This window comes from Actinomadura sp. NPDC049382 (genome assembly GCF_040677125.1).
GTDB classification, from domain to species: domain Bacteria; phylum Actinomycetota; class Actinomycetes; order Streptosporangiales; family Streptosporangiaceae; genus Spirillospora; species Spirillospora geliboluensis.
Map to the genome: position 1 here is coordinate 1 of NZ_JBFARO010000155.1, position 18,260 is coordinate 18,260.

At 74.5% G+C, this 18,260-nt stretch carries 18 protein-coding genes; 5 read left to right on the forward strand and 13 right to left on the reverse strand.

What is annotated here, in order from left to right:
* From AB0K34_RS41585 to AB0K34_RS41600, 4 genes are all read right to left on the reverse strand, one after another.
* Positions 1-966: glycerate kinase (locus tag AB0K34_RS41585; protein WP_364554199.1), on the reverse strand; the 966-nt coding region annotated here is incomplete at its 3' end.
* A complete protein-coding gene (locus AB0K34_RS41590; RefSeq protein ID WP_138639503.1) occupies positions 966-1,856 on the reverse strand; it encodes a hypothetical protein in 891 nt (296 codons plus the stop codon). The genes AB0K34_RS41590 and AB0K34_RS41585, both read right to left, overlap by 1 nt.
* Positions 1,853-2,890: an LD-carboxypeptidase gene (locus AB0K34_RS41595; RefSeq protein WP_301174982.1), complete on the reverse strand. Its 1,038-nt coding sequence runs from the start codon at positions 2,888-2,890 to the stop codon at positions 1,853-1,855. The genes AB0K34_RS41590 and AB0K34_RS41595 overlap by 4 nt, the downstream gene beginning before the upstream one ends.
* A 165-nt stretch (positions 2,891-3,055) precedes the next feature.
* Complete coding sequence (locus AB0K34_RS41600; RefSeq protein ID WP_138640063.1) at positions 3,056-3,823, reverse strand: Sir2 family NAD-dependent protein deacetylase; 768 nt, start codon at positions 3,821-3,823, stop codon at positions 3,056-3,058.
* A gap of 123 nt (positions 3,824-3,946) precedes the next feature.
* On the opposite strand from AB0K34_RS41600, the gene AB0K34_RS41605 reads away from it, so the two are divergent.
* Entirely contained in the window at positions 3,947-4,903 is a 957-nt protein-coding gene (locus AB0K34_RS41605) for a sulfotransferase (protein ID WP_301174981.1), read from the forward strand.
* Positions 4,904-4,929: 26 nt separating this feature from the next.
* On the opposite strand, the gene AB0K34_RS41610 is transcribed toward AB0K34_RS41605, so the two are convergent.
* A complete protein-coding gene (locus tag AB0K34_RS41610; RefSeq protein ID WP_364554210.1) occupies positions 4,930-6,855 on the reverse strand; it encodes an ABC transporter ATP-binding protein in 1,926 nt (641 codons plus the stop codon).
* Between the two features lie 216 nt (positions 6,856-7,071).
* On the opposite strand from AB0K34_RS41610, the gene AB0K34_RS41615 reads away from it, so the two are divergent.
* A complete protein-coding gene (locus AB0K34_RS41615) occupies positions 7,072-8,988 on the forward strand; it encodes a Xaa-Pro dipeptidyl-peptidase (RefSeq protein ID WP_364554202.1) in 1,917 nt (638 codons plus the stop codon).
* 44 nt (positions 8,989-9,032) lie between these two features.
* Here the strand turns inward: AB0K34_RS41615 and AB0K34_RS41620 are convergent, their stop codons facing one another.
* The 3 genes from AB0K34_RS41620 to AB0K34_RS41630 form a co-directional block, all read right to left on the reverse strand.
* Complete coding sequence (locus tag AB0K34_RS41620; RefSeq protein ID WP_240808357.1) at positions 9,033-9,779, reverse strand: enoyl-CoA hydratase/isomerase family protein; 747 nt, start codon at positions 9,777-9,779, stop codon at positions 9,033-9,035.
* A 237-nt stretch (positions 9,780-10,016) separates the two neighbouring features.
* A complete protein-coding gene (locus tag AB0K34_RS41625) occupies positions 10,017-10,229 on the reverse strand; it encodes a helix-turn-helix domain-containing protein (RefSeq protein WP_021596738.1) in 213 nt (70 codons plus the stop codon).
* A 116-nt stretch (positions 10,230-10,345) separates the two neighbouring features.
* Complete coding sequence (locus AB0K34_RS41630; RefSeq protein ID WP_301174979.1) at positions 10,346-11,944, reverse strand: ABC-F family ATP-binding cassette domain-containing protein; 1,599 nt, start codon at positions 11,942-11,944, stop codon at positions 10,346-10,348.
* Positions 11,945-12,267: 323 nt separating this feature from the next.
* Between AB0K34_RS41630 and AB0K34_RS41635 the strand changes: the two genes are divergently transcribed.
* Positions 12,268-13,062: a VOC family protein gene (locus tag AB0K34_RS41635; RefSeq protein WP_301174978.1), complete on the forward strand. Its 795-nt coding sequence runs from the start codon at positions 12,268-12,270 to the stop codon at positions 13,060-13,062.
* Positions 13,063-13,109: 47 nt separating this feature from the next.
* Here AB0K34_RS41635 and AB0K34_RS41640 read toward each other — a convergent pair whose 3' ends face one another.
* The 3 genes from AB0K34_RS41640 to AB0K34_RS41650 are packed head-to-tail and all read right to left on the reverse strand — an operon-like array spanning position 13,110 to position 15,166.
* Positions 13,110-13,871: an AIM24 family protein gene (locus AB0K34_RS41640; protein ID WP_138638553.1), complete on the reverse strand. Its 762-nt coding sequence runs from the start codon at positions 13,869-13,871 to the stop codon at positions 13,110-13,112.
* 3 nt (positions 13,872-13,874) lie between these two features.
* Positions 13,875-14,528 carry an AIM24 family protein gene (locus AB0K34_RS41645; protein ID WP_301174976.1) on the reverse strand — a complete coding sequence of 218 codons (654 nt, stop codon included), beginning with the start codon at positions 14,526-14,528 and terminating at the stop codon, positions 13,875-13,877.
* Positions 14,528-15,166: an AIM24 family protein gene (locus tag AB0K34_RS41650; protein WP_240808050.1), complete on the reverse strand. Its 639-nt coding sequence runs from the start codon at positions 15,164-15,166 to the stop codon at positions 14,528-14,530. Before AB0K34_RS41650 ends, AB0K34_RS41645 begins: the two co-directional genes overlap by 1 nt.
* A gap of 68 nt (positions 15,167-15,234) precedes the next feature.
* Here AB0K34_RS41650 and AB0K34_RS41655 point away from each other — a divergent pair, with 68 nt between their 5' ends.
* On the forward strand, positions 15,235-15,630 hold the full coding sequence (locus AB0K34_RS41655; RefSeq protein WP_138638556.1) for an ABC transporter permease: 396 nt from the start codon (positions 15,235-15,237) through the stop codon (positions 15,628-15,630).
* A gap of 72 nt (positions 15,631-15,702) precedes the next feature.
* The gene (locus AB0K34_RS41660) at positions 15,703-16,830 is read left to right on the forward strand and encodes an EAL domain-containing protein (protein WP_171069185.1); all 1,128 of its coding nucleotides are present in this window, start codon (positions 15,703-15,705) and stop codon (positions 16,828-16,830) included.
* 16 nt (positions 16,831-16,846) lie between these two features.
* Here AB0K34_RS41660 and AB0K34_RS41665 read toward each other — a convergent pair whose 3' ends face one another.
* A complete protein-coding gene (locus AB0K34_RS41665; protein ID WP_364554206.1) occupies positions 16,847-17,524 on the reverse strand; it encodes a response regulator transcription factor in 678 nt (225 codons plus the stop codon).
* On the reverse strand, positions 17,521-18,260 hold a 740-nt coding region (locus AB0K34_RS41670), incomplete at its 5' end, for a histidine kinase (RefSeq protein WP_364554208.1). The genes AB0K34_RS41665 and AB0K34_RS41670, both read right to left, overlap by 4 nt.

Sequence of the window (18,260 nt, forward strand, 5' to 3'; positions counted from 1 at the left end):
CGGGCCCTGGCGGGGGCCGCGGGGGGGGGGGGGGCGCGCGGCGACGGCGGAGCCGACCTTGCCGCGGGCGCTCGGCCGGTCGCCCCGGCCCACGCGGGTGACGACCAGGTCGGCGCCGGCGAGGGCGGCCGGGAGTCCGACCGCCGCGGCGACGAGCTCGGCCCCGGCGGCCGGCTCGGCGCCGAGCACCCCGACGAGGCCGCCGCAGGTGCCGCCGGCCGCGCCCGCGCCGGGCAGGTCGTGGACGCGGGGCCCGCCGCGCGCGGCGAGCACGTCGGCGAAGACGGTGAGGGCGGCGTCCAGCTCGGCGACCTGCGCGGGCGACGCGCCCTTCTGCGGGCCGAACACGGCGGCGGCGCCGGCCGGGCCGATGAGCGGGTTGGTGACGTCGCAGGCGACCCGGAACCGGGTCGCGCGGACCGCGTCCGGCAGTGCGGAGTCGTCGATCGCGGCGAGCCGGGCGAGGGCCGCGCCGCCCGGCGGCAGCTCCGCGCCGGCGGCGTCCAGGAAGCGGACGCCGAGGGCGCGCAGCAGCCCGGTGCCGCCGTCGGTGCTGGCGCTGCCGCCGATGCACACGAGGACCTCGCGGGCGCCGCGCCGCACCGCGTCCGCGATCAGCTCGCCGGTGCCGTGGGTGGCGGCGTTCAGCGGGTCGGGCGGGACGTCCTCGACGAGCGGCAGCCCGGACGCGGCGGCCAGCTCCACCACGGCGGAGCGCCCGTCGCCGGACAGGGCGTAGCGGGCCTTGACCGGGCGGCCCAGCGGGTCGGCGGCGGCGACCTCGACGGCGTCGCCGCCGCGGGCGGCCAGGAAGCAGTCGAGGGTGCCCTCGCCGCCGTCGGCCATCGGCACCGCCGCGACCTCGGCGTCCGGCACGGCCCGGCGCGCGCCCGCCGCGACGGCGGCGCACACCTCCGCCGCGGACAGGCTGCCCTTGAACGAGTCGGGCGCGACGACGATCCGCATCAGTGCTCGGCCGCCAGCGTGGCGAGGACGGACGCGAACTCCTCCGGCAGCACCATCGTGTCGCCCTCGTAGCGGGTCTCCAGGTAGGTCAGCTCGCCCGCGCGCCACCAGTACAGGTGCGGGCTGAGCGAGCCGGGGCCCTCCTCGTAGGCGCGGTGGGCCTGCGCCTGCAGCTCGGTCGCCGCCGCCACGGCCGCCCGGTACCGCGCCCGCGGGTGCCCTTCGGCGATCCGCAGCGGGTGGGCGACGATCAGGCTGCGGTTCGGCGCGATCACCAGCGCCCCGTACGGCCCGATCGGCAGGTACTCCTCCAGCCACGCCAGGTGCGTGACGGCGTAGAACGTCCAGCCGTGCAGGACGGAGACGCGGACGCCGCCGAGGTCCTGCTCGTCGAGCTGGAGGGGCCCGTCGGCGCGGACGTTGGCGCGGCCCAGCATGAACAGCGCGTCGCCGGAGACGGGCCAGCCGTCCATCTCGTCGGTGGTGACGGTGCGGACCGTGGTGGGCGTGTCGACGACGACGGCCTCGATCAGGCCGGGCGCGAACGGCCGGGCGGCGAGGACGCCGTTGTCGGCCTCCGCCGGGTAGATGCGGGTGCGCAGCAGGTGCTGGGCGAGGTCGAAGTCGCTGAGGTCCAGCGGCTCCTCGATCGCGGTGACGATCGTGGTGACGTGGTCGGACACCAGCGCCGGCCAGTCGTCGCGCGGCACGAGGCGGGCGAGCTGCCGCAGGTCGCGCAGGCTGACGTGCAGCCGGTTCGCGCCCTCCAGCAGCATCACCTCGCCGGGCGCGGGGGTGCAGCGGTAGCCGAGGCTCTCGGCGACCAGTACCAGCAGCGAGTCGAGGGTCCCGTCGTCCCAGGGTTCGGGACGGGCATGGCGGCCGCTCATCGCGCACCTCCCGAGGGCGCTTCGAGGGTGAGCGCGCCGGGTTCCGGCACGGCGGGGTGCGGATCTTGCGGGGACTGCGGGGGCGGCGGGGAGGCCGTGAGGACGGCGGGGGCGCCGAGTTCGAGGGTCAGCTGGCGCGGGCCGTGCCCGGCGGGCAGCCCAGCCAGCACCGGGACGCCGAGCGGGCCGAGCCGGGCGGCGAACACCGCGTCGAGCTCGGCGGGGTCGCCGCAGTCGCGCCAGGTGCCGAGCGCCACCCCGGCCGCGCCGTCGAACCAGCCGGACTGCAGGAGCTGCACGAGCATCCGGTCGATCCGGTAGGGCGCCTCGGTGACGTCCTCCAGGAAGACGATGCGGCCCGCCGCGGGCGGCGGGGCGTACGGGGTGCCGGAGAGGGCGGCCAGGAGCGACAGGGTGCCGCCGGTGAGCGGGCCCTCGGCGCGCCCCGGGCTGAGGGCGTGCGTGCCCGGCAGCGTGACCGGGCCGCCGAACAGGGCGGCGCGGAGGGCGTCGAGGGTGTCGGTGTCGGGTTCGTCGTCGGCGAGGAGGCCGGCGGGCATGGGGCCGAAGGACGTCGTGACCCCTAGGCGCGTTCCAAAGGCCGCGTGCAGTGCGGTGATGTCGCTGGAGCCGTGCAGGATCTTGGGCGCGCCGGACGCGGCCGTGGCGGCGGCCAGGGCGTCCCAGTCGAGGTGGTCGAGGACGCGGGTGGCGCCGTAGCCGCCGCGGGCGCAGACCACCGCGCGGACGCGCGGGTCGCACCAGGCGGACTGCAGGTCGGCGGCCCGGTCGGCGTCGCCGCCGGCGAGCCGGTGCCAGCCCTCGCGGACCGGGCCGGGGGCGCCGAGGTTGACACGGTCGAGGGCGTGCTTGCCGACCACGGCGTCAAGGCCGAGGTCGCGCAGCAGCGCGCAGCCGGCCTCCAGCCGGGCGGGCTCGGCGGGGCCGCTGGGCGCGATCACCGCGACCCGGTCGCCGGGGCGCAACCGCCCGTACCGGCGGGCCCGTCGCGCCCGGCCGCGGTCTCCGGGCATGCCGGCACCCGGCGCGGCCGGCGGCCCGTCTGCCGTCTCCGCGCGGGCGCCCCCGCTCTTCAACCCGATCCCTCCTCGCACCGCGACGGATAGAGCTTGTCAGGATCCGGACGCCAGTGGAAGAGGCGCCCGGTCACGACCCGCCAACAGATCATCGCCAACAGATCATCGCCCCGTGCCGAGCGCGAGGCCGGCGAGGCGCGGCAGCGTCTCGCCGATCGGCCGCCGCAGGACCGCGTCGGCCAGCCCATCGTACGGGGTCGGCTCGGCATTGATGATCACCAGGCGGGCGCCGGCGTCGACCGCCTCCAGGCACAGCCCGGCGGCGGGCTGCACGGTCAGCGAGGTGCCGGCGGCCAGGAACAGCTCGCAGTCGCGGGCGGCGGCGATCGCGGCGTCCAGCACGTCCGGGTCCAGGGACTGGCCGAAGGAGACCGTCGCGGACTTCTGCAGGCCGCCGCACGCCGCGCAGGGCGGGTCGTCCTCGCCGGCGTCGACGCGGGCGAGGACCTCGGGCATGGGGGTGCGCAGCCCGCACGACAGGCAGACCGCCTCGCGCACCGTCCCGTGGATCTCGATGACCGCGGCGGCGGACGACCCGGCCCGCTGGTGCAGGCCGTCGATGTTCTGGGTGATCAGGGCGCGCAGCCGCCCGGCCCGCTCCAGCTCGGCGAGGGCCGCGTGCGCGGCGTTCGGCTCGGCCGTCCAGACGGGGTCGTCGCGGCGGGACCGCCAGGCGCGCCGCCGCACCTCCGGGTCGGCGAGGTAGGAGCCGATCGTGGACATCGCCTCCGCCGCCGGATCCCGGGTCCAGACGCCGCGCGGGCCGCGGAAGTCGGGGATGCCGCTGTCGGTGGAGACCCCGGCGCCGGTCAGCACGGTGATCGCGCCGACGTTGGGCAGAAGCTCGGCGAGCGTCAGGGGAACGTCCACCCCGACATGGTAGGTCCCGCGCGGGGGTCATGGTCCGCTCCGGTTAACGGATGGGTATCGGGCCGGCCCTTACGCTGGGTCACGGACCGGCCAGTCCGCAAAAGGTGACAAACTTGCCCTGGTATGAGGTCGACGCCGCACATCCTGGTGGTCAACGGCACCAAGGTCCGCCGCCCGGTGTTCATCCTGGGGGCTCCGCACTCGGGTGCGGAGCTGCTGGCGCGCGCGGTCAAGCGGACCCCCGGCTTCCATCTGACCACCGGCCGGCCCGGCGTGCTGCGCGTCACCTACGCGTTCGCACGGCAGCCCTCGATCGCCTCCGACCGGGAGAAGGGCGCCGCGCGGGTGCTGCGGGACGCCTACGCCGAGGCGTGGCTGGTCTCGGCGCGGGCCTGCGCGCAGTGCCCGGACGAGTGCCGCGAGCTGGCCGGGCTGCCGCCGCGGCCCCCGGCCCCGCCCGGCGCCCTGGCCCCGGCGCCCGCGGAGGCGTGCGCGGACGCGCAGGGCCTGGAGCGGTTCGCCGACGCCTCCCCCGACCTGATCTACAGCACCGACGTGCTGCTGGACGCCTTCCCCGACGCCCAACTCGTCCAGGTGATCCGGGACGGCCGGGACGCGGTCGCCGACATGCTCGAAGACGAGCGCTGCCTCGCCTGGTTCAAGCCGGGCCTGGCCAACCTCGACACGGTGTTCCCCAACCCGTTCTTCGGCGTCGAGGACCACACCGACCGCAACCGGTGGCCGCGCGCGGCCACCGCGGTCAAGTGCGCGCTGCGCTGGCGCGGCTCGGTGCGGCTCAGCGCGCGGCTCCGCCAGCAGGTGCCCGAGGAGCAGCTGCTCACCGTCCGCTACGAGGACCTGCTGGCCAAGCCGCGCGCCATCGCCGCGGGCCTGTCGGAGTACCTCGACGCGCGCGTCCCGAGGTCCGCGCTGTCGGGCCTGGTGCGGGCGGGCGAGGCGGCCGACGGCGGCGTCGGGTCGTGGCGCGACCGCCTCACCCCCCGGCAGGCCGCCCAGGTCGAGAAGGTCGCGGGGACCGAGCTGCGCAGGCTCGGCTACCGCACCGGGCCGCAGGGCTGACCACGCCGCCGCTCTTGCGCGCGCGGCTAGTCGGCGCCCAGCGGCTCGGTCTGCAGCTCCACGTCCCGCTGGTGGGCGAACTGCGTGCGGTACAGCTCGGCGTACAGGCCGCCCTCCAGCAGCAGCTCCTCGTGCCGGCCGCGCTCGGCGACCCGGCCGCCGTCGATCACCAGGATCTGGTCGGCCTCCCGGATCGTGGACAGCCGGTGCGCGATCACCAGCGAGGTGCGGCCCGCGAGCGCGGTGCGCAGCGCCCGCTGCACGGCCGCCTCGGACTCGGAGTCCAGGTGCGCGGTCGCCTCGTCCAGCACCACCACCGACGGCGCCTTGAGCAGCAGCCGGGCGATCGCGAGGCGCTGCTTCTCGCCGCCCGACAGCCGGTAGCCGCGGTCGCCGACGACGGTGTCCAGGCCGTCGGCCATCTCGGCGACGAGGCCGCCGACGTGCGCGGCCTCCAGCGCGGCGAGGATCTCCTCGTCGGTCGCGTCCGGGCGGGCGTAGCGCATGTTCTCCCGGATCGTGTCGTGGAACAGGTGCGCGTCCTGGCTGACCACGCCGATCTCGGCGCGCAGCGACTCCAGGGTCACGTCGCGGACGTCGGCGCCGCCGATCCGGACCGCGCCGCCGGACACGTCGTACAGCCGCGACACCAGGTGGGTGATCGTCGACTTGCCCGCGCCGGACGGCCCGACGAGCGCGACGAGCTGCCCGGGCCCGGCCCGGAAGTCGACGTCGTGCAGCACCTCGCGGCTGGGCGAGGTGTCGGTGCGGGCGATCGACTCCAGGGACGCCAGCGACACCTCGTCCGCCGCCGGGTAGGCGAACCGGACGTGGTCGAACTCGATCGACGGCGCCTTGGTGAGGCTCGCGGCGGGCGAGCGGCTCTCGGCGAGCGCGCGGGCGTCCTCGCGGTCGCGGATCAGCGGCTTGAGGTCCAGGACCTCGAAGACCCGGTCGAAGCTGACGAGCGCGGTCATGACGTCCACGTGGACGTTGGACAGCGCGGTCAGCGGCCCGTACATGCGGGTCAGCAGCGTCGCGAGCGCGACGAGCGTGCCGAGCTGGAGGGTGTCGCCCACGACGAGGTAGCCGCCGACGCCGTAGACCATGGCGGTGGCGAGCGCCGCGACGAGCGTCAGCGCGGTGAAGAAGACCCGCCCGTACATGGCGGCGACGACGCCGATGTCGCGGACGCGGGCGGCGCGGCCGGAGAAGTTCTCCTCCTCCTCGGCGGGCCGCCCGTACAGCTTGGCGAGCATGGCGCCGGCCACGTTGAAGCGCTCGGTCATCAGCGAGCCCATCTCGGCGTCCAGCACCATCTGCTCGCGGCTGACGCGCTGCAGCCGCTTGCCGACCCACTTGGCCGGCAGGACGAAGATCGGGAGCAGCAGCAGCGCGATCAGCGTGACCTGCCACGACAGGAACAGCATCGTCGCCAGCACCAGGATCAGGCTGATCACGTTGGACACCACCGACGACAGCGTGGTGGTGAGGGCGCGCTGCGCGCCGATCACGTCGTTGTTGAGGCGGCTGACGAGCGAGCCCGTCTGCGCGCGCATGAAGAACGCGACCGGCTGCCGCTGGACGTGCGCGAACACCTGGCTGCGCAGGTCGTAGATGAGCCCCTCGCCGATGCGCGCGGAGTACCAGCGCTGGGCGAGGCCGAGCACCGCCTCCACCAGCGCGAGGCCCGCGACGGCGACGGCGAGCCACACCACGATGTCCTGGCGGCCCGGCACGATGCCGCTGTCGATGATCGACTTCAGCAGCAGCGGGTTCGCGACGACGATCACCGCGGCCAGCGAGTTCAGCGCGAGGAAGATCACCAGCTCGCGCACATAGGGCCGGGCGTACCCCGCGATCCGCCCGACGGTGCCGGGCTTGAGCTTCTGCCGGGTGACGGAGCTGTCCTTGCGGAACGAGGCCATCACCTGCCAGCCGTTGCCCGGCATTCCCGGCATTCCCACATCTGCCTCCGGCGCGTCCGTGCCATCGATGCCAGCGGCATCGACGTAATCAAGTAAGCATCTCAGTATCCGGCGGGGACAACGCCGCCCCGCCCGCCGCGCTTCCCGGCTCCGCTCACGGCGTAACGGCTCTGGACAACGCGTCCCGCCGGTGTAACTGTGATCATCACCCCCAGGCTCACACCCCCCGGGAGCCCACAGATGAAACGACGCCTCCACGGCGGCGCCGGCGCGCTCACCCTCGCCGCCGCGCTGGCCGCCGCGACCGCCCTCCCGGCGGCGGCGGACGTCCCCGCGAGGGACGGCGCCGCCCCGCGCCTGACGGTGGCGGGCGGCGAGACGCAGCCGGTGTTCTCCCGCGCGGACGCCGTCACCCAGACCGTCACCATCGAGACCACGGCCGACAGCGACCGCGACGGCGTGCGCGACCGGGTGCAGATGCGGATCATGCGCCCGAAGGAGACCGCCACCGCCGGCCTGAAGGTCCCGACGATCCTGGAGGCCAGCCCCTACTGGGCCGGGATCAACAACGTCCCCAACCACCCGGTCGACATCGGCGACGCGCGGGCCCGCTCGCTGACGACCACCCAGCGCGACCTCGCCGACGTCTTCCCCGGCTACTACGACAACTACTTCCTGCCGCGCGGGTACGCCGTCGCGAACCTCGACAGCATCGGGACGGGCGGCTCGACCGGCTGCCCGACGTCCGGCGACCGCAGCGAGCAGGCGGGCGCCAAGGCCGCCGTGGACTGGCTGAACGGCCGCGCCCGCGGCTGGGCCCCGGACGGCACCCCGGTGAAGGCGACCTGGTCCACCGGCAACGTCGGCATGATCGGCCAGTCCTACAACGGGACGCTGCCGAACATGGCCGCCGCCACCGGCGTCGAGGGCCTGAAGGCCATCGTCCCGATCGCCGGGATCTCCAGCTGGTACGACTACTACCGCGCGGGCGGCGGCGTCGTCGCGCCCGGCGGCTACCAGGGCGAGGACCTCGACGTCCTGGCCGAGGCCGTGCTGACCCGCGAGAACCCCGAGGTCTGCGCGAAGGTCATCGAGGAGATCGAGGCGACGCAGGACCGCGAGACCGGCGACTACTCCAAGGTCTGGGCGGCGCGCGACTACGTGGGCCAGGCGCGGAAGGTGCGCGCCGCCGTCATGGTCGTGCACGGGCTCAACGACTGGAACGTCAAGGTCAAGAACTCCGTGCAGTGGTGGAACGCGCTCAAGGAGGCGGGCGTCCCGCGGAAGCTGTGGCTGCACCAGGGCAACCACTCGACGCCGTTCCGCTGGCGGGTCGAGGAGTGGCTGCGGCAGACCCACCACTGGTTCGACCGCTACCTGTACGGGATCCGCAACGGGATCGAGAACGAGCCGCGCGTCGACGTCGAGCAGGCGGACGGTACGTGGGAGACGGCCAAGGACTGGCCCGTCCCCGGCACCCGCACCGTCCCGGTCAGCCTGAACGCCGGGCCGTCCGGGCAGCCGGGCACCCTCGGCCTGCGGCCCCGGCCCGGCACGCCCCAGTCGTTCACGGACGCCGGCCGGACCCGCACCGCCGAGCAGCTCCTCGCCGATGAGGACCTGGCCGACCCGAACCGGCTCGCCTACCTCACCGGGCCGCTGCCGAGCGCCGTCCGGGTCGACGGCATCCCCTCGGTGTCGCTGCGGGCCTCCCTGGACGGCCGGTCGCCGTACCTGACGGCGCTGCTTGTCGACTACGGCACCGACACCCGCCCGACGGGCTCCCGCGTCACCACCGCCGAGCAGGTGTGCTTCGGTGAGAGCGTGCCGGGCGACCCCGGCTGCACCTACCGGCAGCAGCTGGCGACCCAGACCGCCCCTTACAAGATCATCACGCGGGGGTGGCTGGACGCCCGGAACCGGCACGGTTTCAGCCGCAGCGAGCCCGTCGAGGCCGGGAAGCCCTACACGTTCCGGTGGGACCTCGAACCCACCGACTACACCGTGAAGGCCGGCCACCGGCTCGGCGTGATCCTGCTGTCCACCGACTACGACTACACGCTGCGCCACCCGGCCGGGACCGAGGTCTCCGTGCGGCCCGGCGTCAGCCGCGTGCTGCTGCCGCTGGCGCGCGGCGGCCGCGAGGCGCTGAAGTAGCCGCGCCGGGGCGGGCCGGGCGTCCCCGGCCCGCCCCGCGGCGGTCACTTGCCGAACATCTCCCGCAGCCGGCCGATCTGCTCGCGGCGCTCGGCGGCGCACTGCTGCTCGAGCGTGTTCTCGGCGGCCTCCCACAGCAGCCGCTTCGTCGCCACGGCCGCGCCGGGGTTCACCGCGAGCAGCGCCTCGGTCAGGTCGCGGACGGCGCCGTCCAGGCCGTCGCGCGGGACGACGATCTCGGCGAGGCCGAGCCGGGCCGCCTCATCGGCGAGCACGGTCCGCGCCGTCAGGCACAGCTCCAGCGCCCGCCCGATGCCGACGATCTCGACCAGCGGCTTGGTGCCGGTCAGGTCGGGGACGAGCCCGAGCGCGGGCTCCTTCATGCAGAACTTGGCGTCGTCGGCGGCGACGCGGATGTCGCAGGCCAGCGCGAGCTGGAACCCGCCGCCGATGGCGTGGCCGTGCACGGCCGCCACCGTGACGATCTCCGGGCGCCGCAGCCAGGTGTAGCCCTCCTGCAGCTCGGCGATGAAGCGGTCGGTCGCCGCGGCGTCCGAGCCGTCGCTGAAGCCCTCGCCGTCACCGGAGAACATGCCGAGGTCGATCCCGGCGGAGAAGCAGGCGCCCTCGCCCCGCAGCACGACGACGCGCACGTCCGCGGGCAGCGAGCGGCCGATCGCGGCGAGCCCCCGCCATGTGTCGAACGTCATGGCGTTGCGCCGCTCGGGCCGGTTCAGCGTGACGGTCGCGACGGCGCCGTCCACCTCGAACCGGAGCCCCGCCTTGGCCAGGTCGGTCCCGGCCGGGACCGCCGTGGCCGTTTCCGGCCGCCCGGCCGCTGTCGCGTCCCCCACTGGTCTTCCTTTCGATGAGCGTGCCCCCGCCCGATCAGGCGGGGGCAATGGCGGGCCCGCCCCGCCGTCCACGGGGCGGGACCCGCTCGCCCGTTCCGCCGCCGCGACCGAACCCTACTCGGTCGGCCGCGGCGCCGGATCAGGCGGTGCGCTCATCCGGGGGCCGGTGTCCGGTCAGGACTTCTTGCCCCGGGTCGCGCCGCCGCGACCGCGCAGGTTGACGCCGGACTCGGTCAGAATCCGGTGGATGAAACCGTAGGAGCGGCCGGTGGCGGCTGCCAGGGCGCGGATGCTCTCACCGGAGTCGTACCTCTTCTTCAGGTCCGCCGCCAGCTTGTCGCGCTCGGCACCGGTCACGCGGGTGCCCTTCTTAAGGGTCTCGGCCACGAGTACCTCCCGTAGTGATGTGGTGACCGCTGCGTTATCCCCCGCCATGATCAGTCATTCCCGGCTGTTCGGCTACCCACTCGGCCAGAAAAGATCTGCGGAAGTCACCGCGCAGGTCACGCGAGCGCCACCAGATCGGCAAACTCGTCACTCCAGATGTCTTCCACACCATCCGGCAGCAAAATCACTCTTTCCGGCGCGAGCGCGTCGACCGCGCCCTCGTCGTGGGTCACCAGGACGATGGCCCCGGCGAACGTCCGCAGGGCGCCGAGGATCTCCTCGCGGCTCGCCGGGTCGAGGTTGTTGGTGGGCTCGTCCAGCAGCAGCACGTTCGCGCTCGACACCACCAGCATCGCCAGCGCCAGCCGGGTCTTCTCGCCTCCGGACAGCACCCCCGCGGGCTTGTCGACGTCGTCGCCGGAGAACAGGAACGAGCCGAGGATCTTGCGGACCTCCACCGGCGCCATCCCGGGTGCGGCCGACTGCATGTTCTCCAGGACGGACCGCTCGACGTCGAGGGTCTCGTGCTCCTGCGCGTAGTAGCCGATCCGCAGCCCGTGGCCGGGCACCACCGAGCCGGTGTCGGGCTTGTCCACGCCCGCCAGCAGGCGCAGCAGCGTGGTCTTGCCGGCGCCGTTCAGGCCGAGGACGACGACGCGGCTGCCCCGGTCGACGGCCAGGTCCACGTCGGTGAAAATCTCCAAAGATCCGTACGATTTCGACAAACCCTCCGCGGTGAGGGGGGTCTTGCCGCACGGCGCGGGCTCCGGGAAGCGGATCTTGGCGACCTTGTCGGCCTGCCGCTCGCCCTCCACGCCCGCCAGCAGCTGCCGGGCGCGCCGGTCCATCTGCTGGGCCGCCTTCGCCTTGGTGGCCTTGGCGCGCATCTTGTCGGCCTGCGACAGCAGCGCCGACGCCTGCCGGTGCGCGTTGGCCGACTCGCGCTTGCGGCGCCGCTCGTCGGTCTCCCGCTGGTCGAGGTACTTCTTCCAGCCGACGTTGTAGATGTCGATCACGCTGCGGTTGGCGTCCAGGTGGAACACCCGGTTGACCACGGCGCCCAGCAGCTCCACGTCGTGGCTGATCACCACCAGGCCGCCCTGGTGGCCCTTGAGGAAGTCGCGGAGCCAGACGATGGAGTCGGCGTCCAGGTGGTTGGTCGGCTCGTCCAGCAGCAGGGTGTCGGCGCCGGAGAACAGGATGCGGGCCAGCTCGACGCGGCGCCGCTGCCCGCCCGACAGCGTCCCGAGCGGCTGGGTCAGCACCCGGTCGGGCAGGCCGAGGCTGGAGGCGATCGACGCCGCCTCCGCCTCCGCGCTGTAGCCGCCGAGCACGTGCAGCCGCTCCTCCAGCCGCCCGTACCGGCGGACGGCCTTGTCCCGGTCGGCGCCCGTCGCGGTCGCCATGGCGTCCTCGGCGGCGCGCAGCTTGCGGATCACCTCGTCCAGCCCGCGGGCGGACAGGATCCGGTCGCGGGCCAGCTCGCCGAGGTCGACGCCGCGCGGGTCCTGCGGCAGGTAGCCGATCGTGCCGGAGGACGTCACGGCGCCCTGCGCGGGCAGCGCCTCCCCCGCCAGCACCTTGGTGAGGGTGGTCTTGCCGGCGCCGTTGCGGCCGACGAAGCCCACCCGGTCGCCGGGGTTGACCCGGAACGAGGCGGCCTCGATCAGCAGCCGGGATCCGGCGCGCAGCTCGATGTCTTTCGCGATGATCACAGTGACAGGGCTCCCCTGACGGACGGCTCGGTGGACAGGCGCACGAAACGGCGCGCCGCGCGGTCCATCGACCGTGGGCGCGCCGGGCGCACTGTCAGTTCGGGAGCGGAACCATCCCACCAGTGTACGGGACCCGCCGAGCGGAGCTCGTCCGTCGATCGGCGGCGTGCGGGGGCCGGCGGGCGGGGGCCGGTCCCGGCCACGGGTCATCCGTCGGGAAAGCCATGTGTGAACGCCGCGTGCGGGGCCAGGATGAGGGTGGCGGCGTGCGGCGGGAACGGCACCGGGGCCCGGCGGTCCCGGCACGAAGGAGTGTGAGTCGGATGACCCAGGTCACCGGAAACGCGCCGGTGGGGACGCCGAACTGGCTCGACATCGGCATCCCCGACCTCGAGCGCGCGAAGACGTTCTACGGGACGCTCTTCGGCTGGCAGTTCCTGGACGCGGGCCCCGACGCGGGCCACTACAACCTGTGCCAGGTGCGCGGGGAGTCCGTCGCCGGGATGATGCGCAACCCCGACGACCAGCCCGACGAGTACTGGTGGTGCGTCTACTTCGCCGCGGACGACTGCGACGGCCTCGTCAAGCGGGCCACCGACGCCGGCGGCGAGGTCGTCGTCCCCGCCATGGACGTGATGGACCTCGGCCGCATGGCCATCCTCAAGGACCCGCAGGGCGCCCAGTTCGGCCTGTGGCAGGGCCGCGCCCACCACGGCTCCGCGATCGTCAACGAGCCGGGGTCGTTCGTGTGGAACGAGCTGGTCACGCCCGACTCCGGCGCCGCCTGCGCGTTCTACCGGACGCTTTTCGGCTACGAGCTGGAGCCGATGCCGGGCGACATGGACTACACCGTCCTGAAGCGCCCGGACGGCCGCTACATCGGCGGCATCGCCGGCGGGTCCGGCGTCGTGGTCGGCGGCGGCTCCGGCGAGGTCCCGTCCTGGATGACCTACTTCGCGGTCGGCGACGCCGACGAGGCGGTCCGCCGGGTCCGCGCGGGCGGCGGCACGGTCGACGCCGAGCCGGCCGACAGCCCGTACGGCCGCTCGGCGCCCGTCCGCGACCCGTTCGGGGTGCCCTTCCACGTGATGAAGCCGGCGCCCGAGCCCGCGTCGTGACCGCTCTTCGGGGGCCCGGCCGCGCGGGCCCCCGGAGACCGGCGGGGTCAGCCCTGGCGCTCGGCGGCCAGCCGCTGCCCGATCGTCTGGTGCAGCCGCTGGAGCCCGGACGTGCCGACCAGCCCGATCTGGCCTTCGAGGTCGCGCAGCAGCACGTCCTCGTTCATCACGGCCTCCGAGGACTGCATGAGCACGGTGCCCTGGCCGGTGAAGTCGAACTGGTGCTCCTCGCCGGACTGGCCGCCGATGCCGAACACCATCCGGGCCGCGCCGAACGCCCCGCGCATGTAGGAGTGGTCGTAATGGTGGCAGGGCGAGGGGCAGTCGGCCCAGCCGAGCAGCGCCTGCGGGTCGACGCGGATCGGCGGCTCGACGAAGTGGACGGGCCCGTTGGAGGCCGCCACGAACCGCCCCGTGCCGATCAGCGTCAGGAACCCGGGGATGATCGACTGCTTCAGCTCCAGGCCCGGCTCGAACGCGAGCAGGTTCCCGGCCCGGACGGTGAGGTTGCCCTCCTCCAGGTCGAAGGAGTTGACGTCGAAGCCCCGGTCGGCGAGCAGCAGCTTGCCCTGCCCCTGCGCGACGATCCAGTCCTGGGCGTACAGCGGGGAGTTGAAGGTGTGCGCGACGAGGGAGTCCAGCGGCCCCGCCGACAGCGCCTCGAACTTGACCTGCCCGTAGTAGGCGATCATCTTGCCCTTCTGCGCGAACCACTGCCCGTTGAGGTCCACGCTGAAGGCGTACGGGTTGACGTTGTCGTTGGACGGGAGGCTGTGCGGGTTCCAGGTCTGCGTGCCGAACGTGCTCACGGGTCAGATCTTCCTCTCGCTGGCCTGGACGTAGACGACGCCGGAGCCGCTCAGCTCCAGCTGGAAGCCCTCGCCGGAGCCGCGCCCGATCAGGTCGCGCAGCCCCACCGCCGTGGTGAGCTTGTTCTGCACCTGGCCGCGGTGCGCCACGTACGCCTGCGGGTCGACGTGGACGGGCCGCTGCGGGGTGATCGGCAGCTCCATCACGCCGCCGTGCGACAGCAGCGCGCACGAGCCGTGCCCGGTCAGCGTGGTGGTGAACAGGCCCTGCCCGGTGACGGCGCCGCGCACGATGCCGCGCACGCCGCCCTGCTCGCCCATGAACATCGTCCCGACCTGGAGGGTCGTGTCGTGGACGAGGAGGCGGTCGGCCTCGGCGTACAGGGTGTCGGCGCCGTTCAGGTCGATGACGCTGACCTCCAGGCCGCCGTGCCCGAACAGGACGCTGCCCTGCCCGGTCACGTGCATCATCGCGCTGCGCTCGCCGGCGACGGCGCGCCCGATGGTGCCGCCGATGCCCTGCCCGGCCGTGGTGGACGGCGCGAACGACACGGGCCCGGTGTAGCCGAGCATGGCGCCGCGCTTGCTGTAGACCTCCTGCCCCGGCCCGATCGGCACCTGGAGCATCTTGGAGTTGATCGACTGGTAACCGGGCATCAGATCTCCAGAATCCCGCCGCGCTCGGCCGGCTGGACGTACACCAGCCCGTGCCCCTGGTACCGGAACTGCACGCTCTCCCCCGATCCCTGGCCGATCACCGTCCGCCAGTTGACGTCGGTGACCACGTCCTGCTGGAGCTGCCCGTGATGGCACACGTAGGCGTGCGGGTCGACGCACAGCGGTGTCTGCGGCGTGACCTCCAGCGCGATCGCCGGCCCCTCGGACAGGATCGCGACCGTGCCGTGCCCGTCCACCTTGGTGGTGGCGAGGCCCTGGCCGGTGCCCATGCCGCGCAGCCCCACGAACTGGACGCCGGTCTGCAGGGCGCCGTCGAGCGCCAGCAGGCTCTCCGACTCCACGAACAGGGTGTCGCCGGTGAGCTGGACGAGCGTGACCTCCGTCGCCTCGCTGGCCAGGTAGACCGTCCCCTGGCCGCTGATCTCCATGAGGGTCATGCCCTCGCCGGCGATCCGCCGCTTGAGGGCGCCGCGGAGCCCCTCGCCGCCGGTCATGCCCTGCCTCTTGAACGCCATCTGGCCCTCGTAGGCGACCATGGAGCCGTTCAGCGCCCTGATGGTCTCGCCGGCGAGGTCGACGGCGAGCATCTTCGAGCCGTTCAATCGAAATTGCGCCACGAAGCGAGAAGATACCGCCCGGCGCGTTGCCGGTCCCGCTCGTGCGCGCATCGGGAAGGATGGGCACCATGTGGATCGCTCCCGAACGCCGCAGTCTCAGCCGGTGGGCCGTGCCAGGGCTCGTCCTGGCCGCCGGCGTGGTGGTCGGGGCCGTGCTCGCCGCCGACGGGCGGTCCGGGACGGCCCTCGTCGCGCTGGCCGCGCTCGCGGGATACGCCGGCTACCTCGGCTACCGGCGCAACGAGCCGGCGCTGCCGGTCAGCGACGGGTTCGGGTCCGGCACCCGGGCCCGCGCGCACCTGCGCGCCGCCGCGATGACCGGCGACGTGCTGACCGTCGCGGTGGTCGGCGGCCTCGTCGTCCAGGCGCTGCGCGGCTCCGACATCACGGCCTACGCGTGGCTGTCGGCCGTCGCCGGCGTCACCTACCTGCTGTCGGCCCTGGCGGGCACCCGAAGCCTCTGAACTGGGCGAACTGTGGGTTAACTTCTCCCGACACGGGTGGTTCCGGGGCGTCGCGGGCGGCATGATGCGGCTGTGCCCGTCGACGCACTCGATGCCCTCCTCCCGGCCCGGGCGGTGTTCCAGCCCGTGGCCGATCTCGGCACGGGCGCCGTCGTCGCCGTCGAGGCGCACGCCGGGCCGTCCGAAGCCCCGGCGCGGTTCGACCCGGCGGCCGAGGACGTGCGGCGCGCCGTCGAGGCGGCCCGGGCGGCGCACGCCGCCGGCACGCGCCTGCCCCTGCAGATCTCCCTGCGCGCCGAGACGCTGGCGGGCGGCGACGACCTGCTCCACGAGCTCCACCACGGCCTCGGCGACGCCGGCCGGCGGCCACATGAGGTCATCCTGTGCGTCACCGGCGGGTTCCCGCCCGCCCAGCGGCCGCCGCTCGCCGCGGCGCTGGCGGCGCTGCGGCACGCCGGCTACCTCGTCGGCCTCGCCGGGCTCGGCTCCGCGCACGCCCCGCTGGACCTGCTGGTGGACGGCGCCCCCTACCTGCTGAAGCTCGACCCGGAGCTGGCGCGCGCGTCGCTCACCGAGCCGCGGCGGGCGGCGCTGGTCGCGAGCCTGGTGGACCTGGCGCACCGGCTGGAGACGCACGTCCAGGCGCCCGGCATGGCGAGCCGCGAGCAGGTGCTGCACATGCGGGAGGCCGGGGTGCGGCTCGTCCAGGGGCCGGCGCTCGCGCCGCGGGAGTGGCGCCCCGGCATGCCGGTGAGCATCCCGGTCGCGGCGGCGGCCCCGGAGCCGGCCCGGCCGGAGACCGGGCTCGGGCCGCGGGTGTCGGAGTTCACGATCCCCGCGGTCACGCTGCCGGACACCGCCACCGCCGACGAGGTGCTCACCGTGCTGAACGCCGAGACCGGCGTCACCAGCGTCGTCCTGGTCGACGACCGGCAGCGGCCCCGGTGCACGGTGGACCGGACGCGGTTCCTGCTCCAGCTGTCCGGCGCCTACGGGCACGCGCTGCACGCGCGGCGGCCCGCCGCCCGGCTGGCCGACCCGCCCCGGCCCGTGCCGCGGACCGTCCCGGCGATCGCGGCGCTGCGCGCGGCGGGCGCGGAGGACGACCGCGTCTACGACGACCTGGTCGTGGTGGACGAGGTGGGCCGCTGCCTCGGCATCGTGCGCGTCGCCGACCTGATCCGCGCCATGTCGCACTGAGAGGCGCGCTGAAGGGTCAGCGCGTCCCCGGGGGCCCGTCGAGTGGATCACGCCCGGAAAGTCCACCCAGGACCGTTTCCTGGGCGAGGATGGCCGCCTGCACCCGGCTGGCCAGCCCGAGCTTGGCGAGGATGCGGCTCACATGCGTCTTGGTGGTCGTCTCCGCCATGTCGAGGCGGGCCGCGATCTGCCCGTTCGACAGGCCCTCCCCCAGGCACGCGAACACCTCGCGCTCCCGGGGCGTCAGCCCGTCCAGGCCGGGCGCGCGCGCCGGGGCCGCCGGCCGGGCCGCGAACGCGCCGATCAGCCGCCGGGTGACCCGCGGGGCGATGACGCCGTCGCCCGCCGCGACCGTCCGGACGGCGTCCACCAGCCGGTCGGCGTCCACGTCCTTGAGCAGGAACCCGGCGGCGCCCGCCCGCAGCGCCCCGAACACGTACTCGTCCATGTCGAACGTGGTCAGCACCAGCACGTCGGTGAACCCGGCGATCTCCCGGGTGGCGCTGATGCCGTCCAGGACGGGCATGCGCACGTCCATCAGCACCACGTCGGGGCGCAGCTCGCGGGCCAGCTCCACCGCCCGCGCCCCGTCCGCGGCCTCGCCGACGACCCGCACGTCCGGCGCGCCGCGCAGGATCAGCACCAGGCCCGCCCGCACCGCCGCCTGGTCGTCGGCGACCAGCACCTCGATCATGGCGTCCTCTCCGGTTCCACCGGCAGTTCGGCGTGCACCCGCCACAGGCCGCCGTCCGGTCCCGCGTCGAACTCCCCGGCCAGCATCACCGCGCGCTCGCGCATCCCGACCAGCCCGCTGCCGCTGCCCGGCAGCCGGGATCCGTCCCGGCCGAGCGGGCTGAGCACGTCGATCACCAGCCGCCGGCCGTACCGCACCCGGACCTCGGCGCGGCCCGGCCCGCCGTGCTTGAGCGCGTTGGTCAGCGACTCCTGGACGATCCGGTAGGCGGCCAGCTCCACCGCCGCGGGCAGCTCCGCCGGCTCCCCCGCGACCTCCAGCGACGCCGCCAGGTCCGCCCGGCCGGTGTGCCGGACGAGCCGGTCCAGCTCGGCGAGCCGCGGCCGGGCGGCCGGGTCCTCGCCGCCGTCGCGCAGCAGCCCGATCATCCGCCGCATCTCGGCGAGGCCGCGCACGCTGTTCTCCCGGATGACCTCCATGGACCGCTCGATCTCGGACCGGTCCAGGTCCCGCACCCGCAGCACCGCCGAGGAGTGCAGCGCCACCGCGCTCAGATGGTTGGCGATCACGTCGTGCAGCTCGCGGGCCATCCGGGCCCGCTCGGCGTTCACCGCGGCGCGCCGGTCCAGCTCGGCCAGCCGCGCCACCTGCTCGGCGCGCTGCCGCTCCGCCTCCGCCCGCCGGTGCTCCGCCTCCGCGCGCCGCCGCTCGGCCTCCGCCCGGTACCGGTGCTCGC

Coding starts and splice junctions, on each gene's coding strand:
- AB0K34_RS41590 (WP_138639503.1), bottom strand. CDS start 1,856: ATGAGCGGCCGCCATGCCCGTCCCGAACCCTGGGACGACGGGACCCTC.
- AB0K34_RS41595 (WP_301174982.1), bottom strand. CDS start 2,890: ATGCCCGGAGACCGCGGCCGGGCGCGACGGGCCCGCCGGTACGGGCGG.
- AB0K34_RS41605 (WP_301174981.1), top strand. CDS start 3,947: ATGAGGTCGACGCCGCACATCCTGGTGGTCAACGGCACCAAGGTCCGC.
- AB0K34_RS41610 (WP_364554210.1), bottom strand. CDS start 6,855: ATGCCGGGCAACGGCTGGCAGGTGATGGCCTCGTTCCGCAAGGACAGC.
- AB0K34_RS41615 (WP_364554202.1), top strand. CDS start 7,072: ATGAAACGACGCCTCCACGGCGGCGCCGGCGCGCTCACCCTCGCCGCC.
- AB0K34_RS41635 (WP_301174978.1), top strand. CDS start 12,268: ATGACCCAGGTCACCGGAAACGCGCCGGTGGGGACGCCGAACTGGCTC.
- AB0K34_RS41645 (WP_301174976.1), bottom strand. CDS start 14,528: ATGCCCGGTTACCAGTCGATCAACTCCAAGATGCTCCAGGTGCCGATC.
- AB0K34_RS41655 (WP_138638556.1), top strand. CDS start 15,235: ATGTGGATCGCTCCCGAACGCCGCAGTCTCAGCCGGTGGGCCGTGCCA.
- AB0K34_RS41665 (WP_364554206.1), bottom strand. CDS start 17,524: ATGATCGAGGTGCTGGTCGCCGACGACCAGGCGGCGGTGCGGGCGGGC.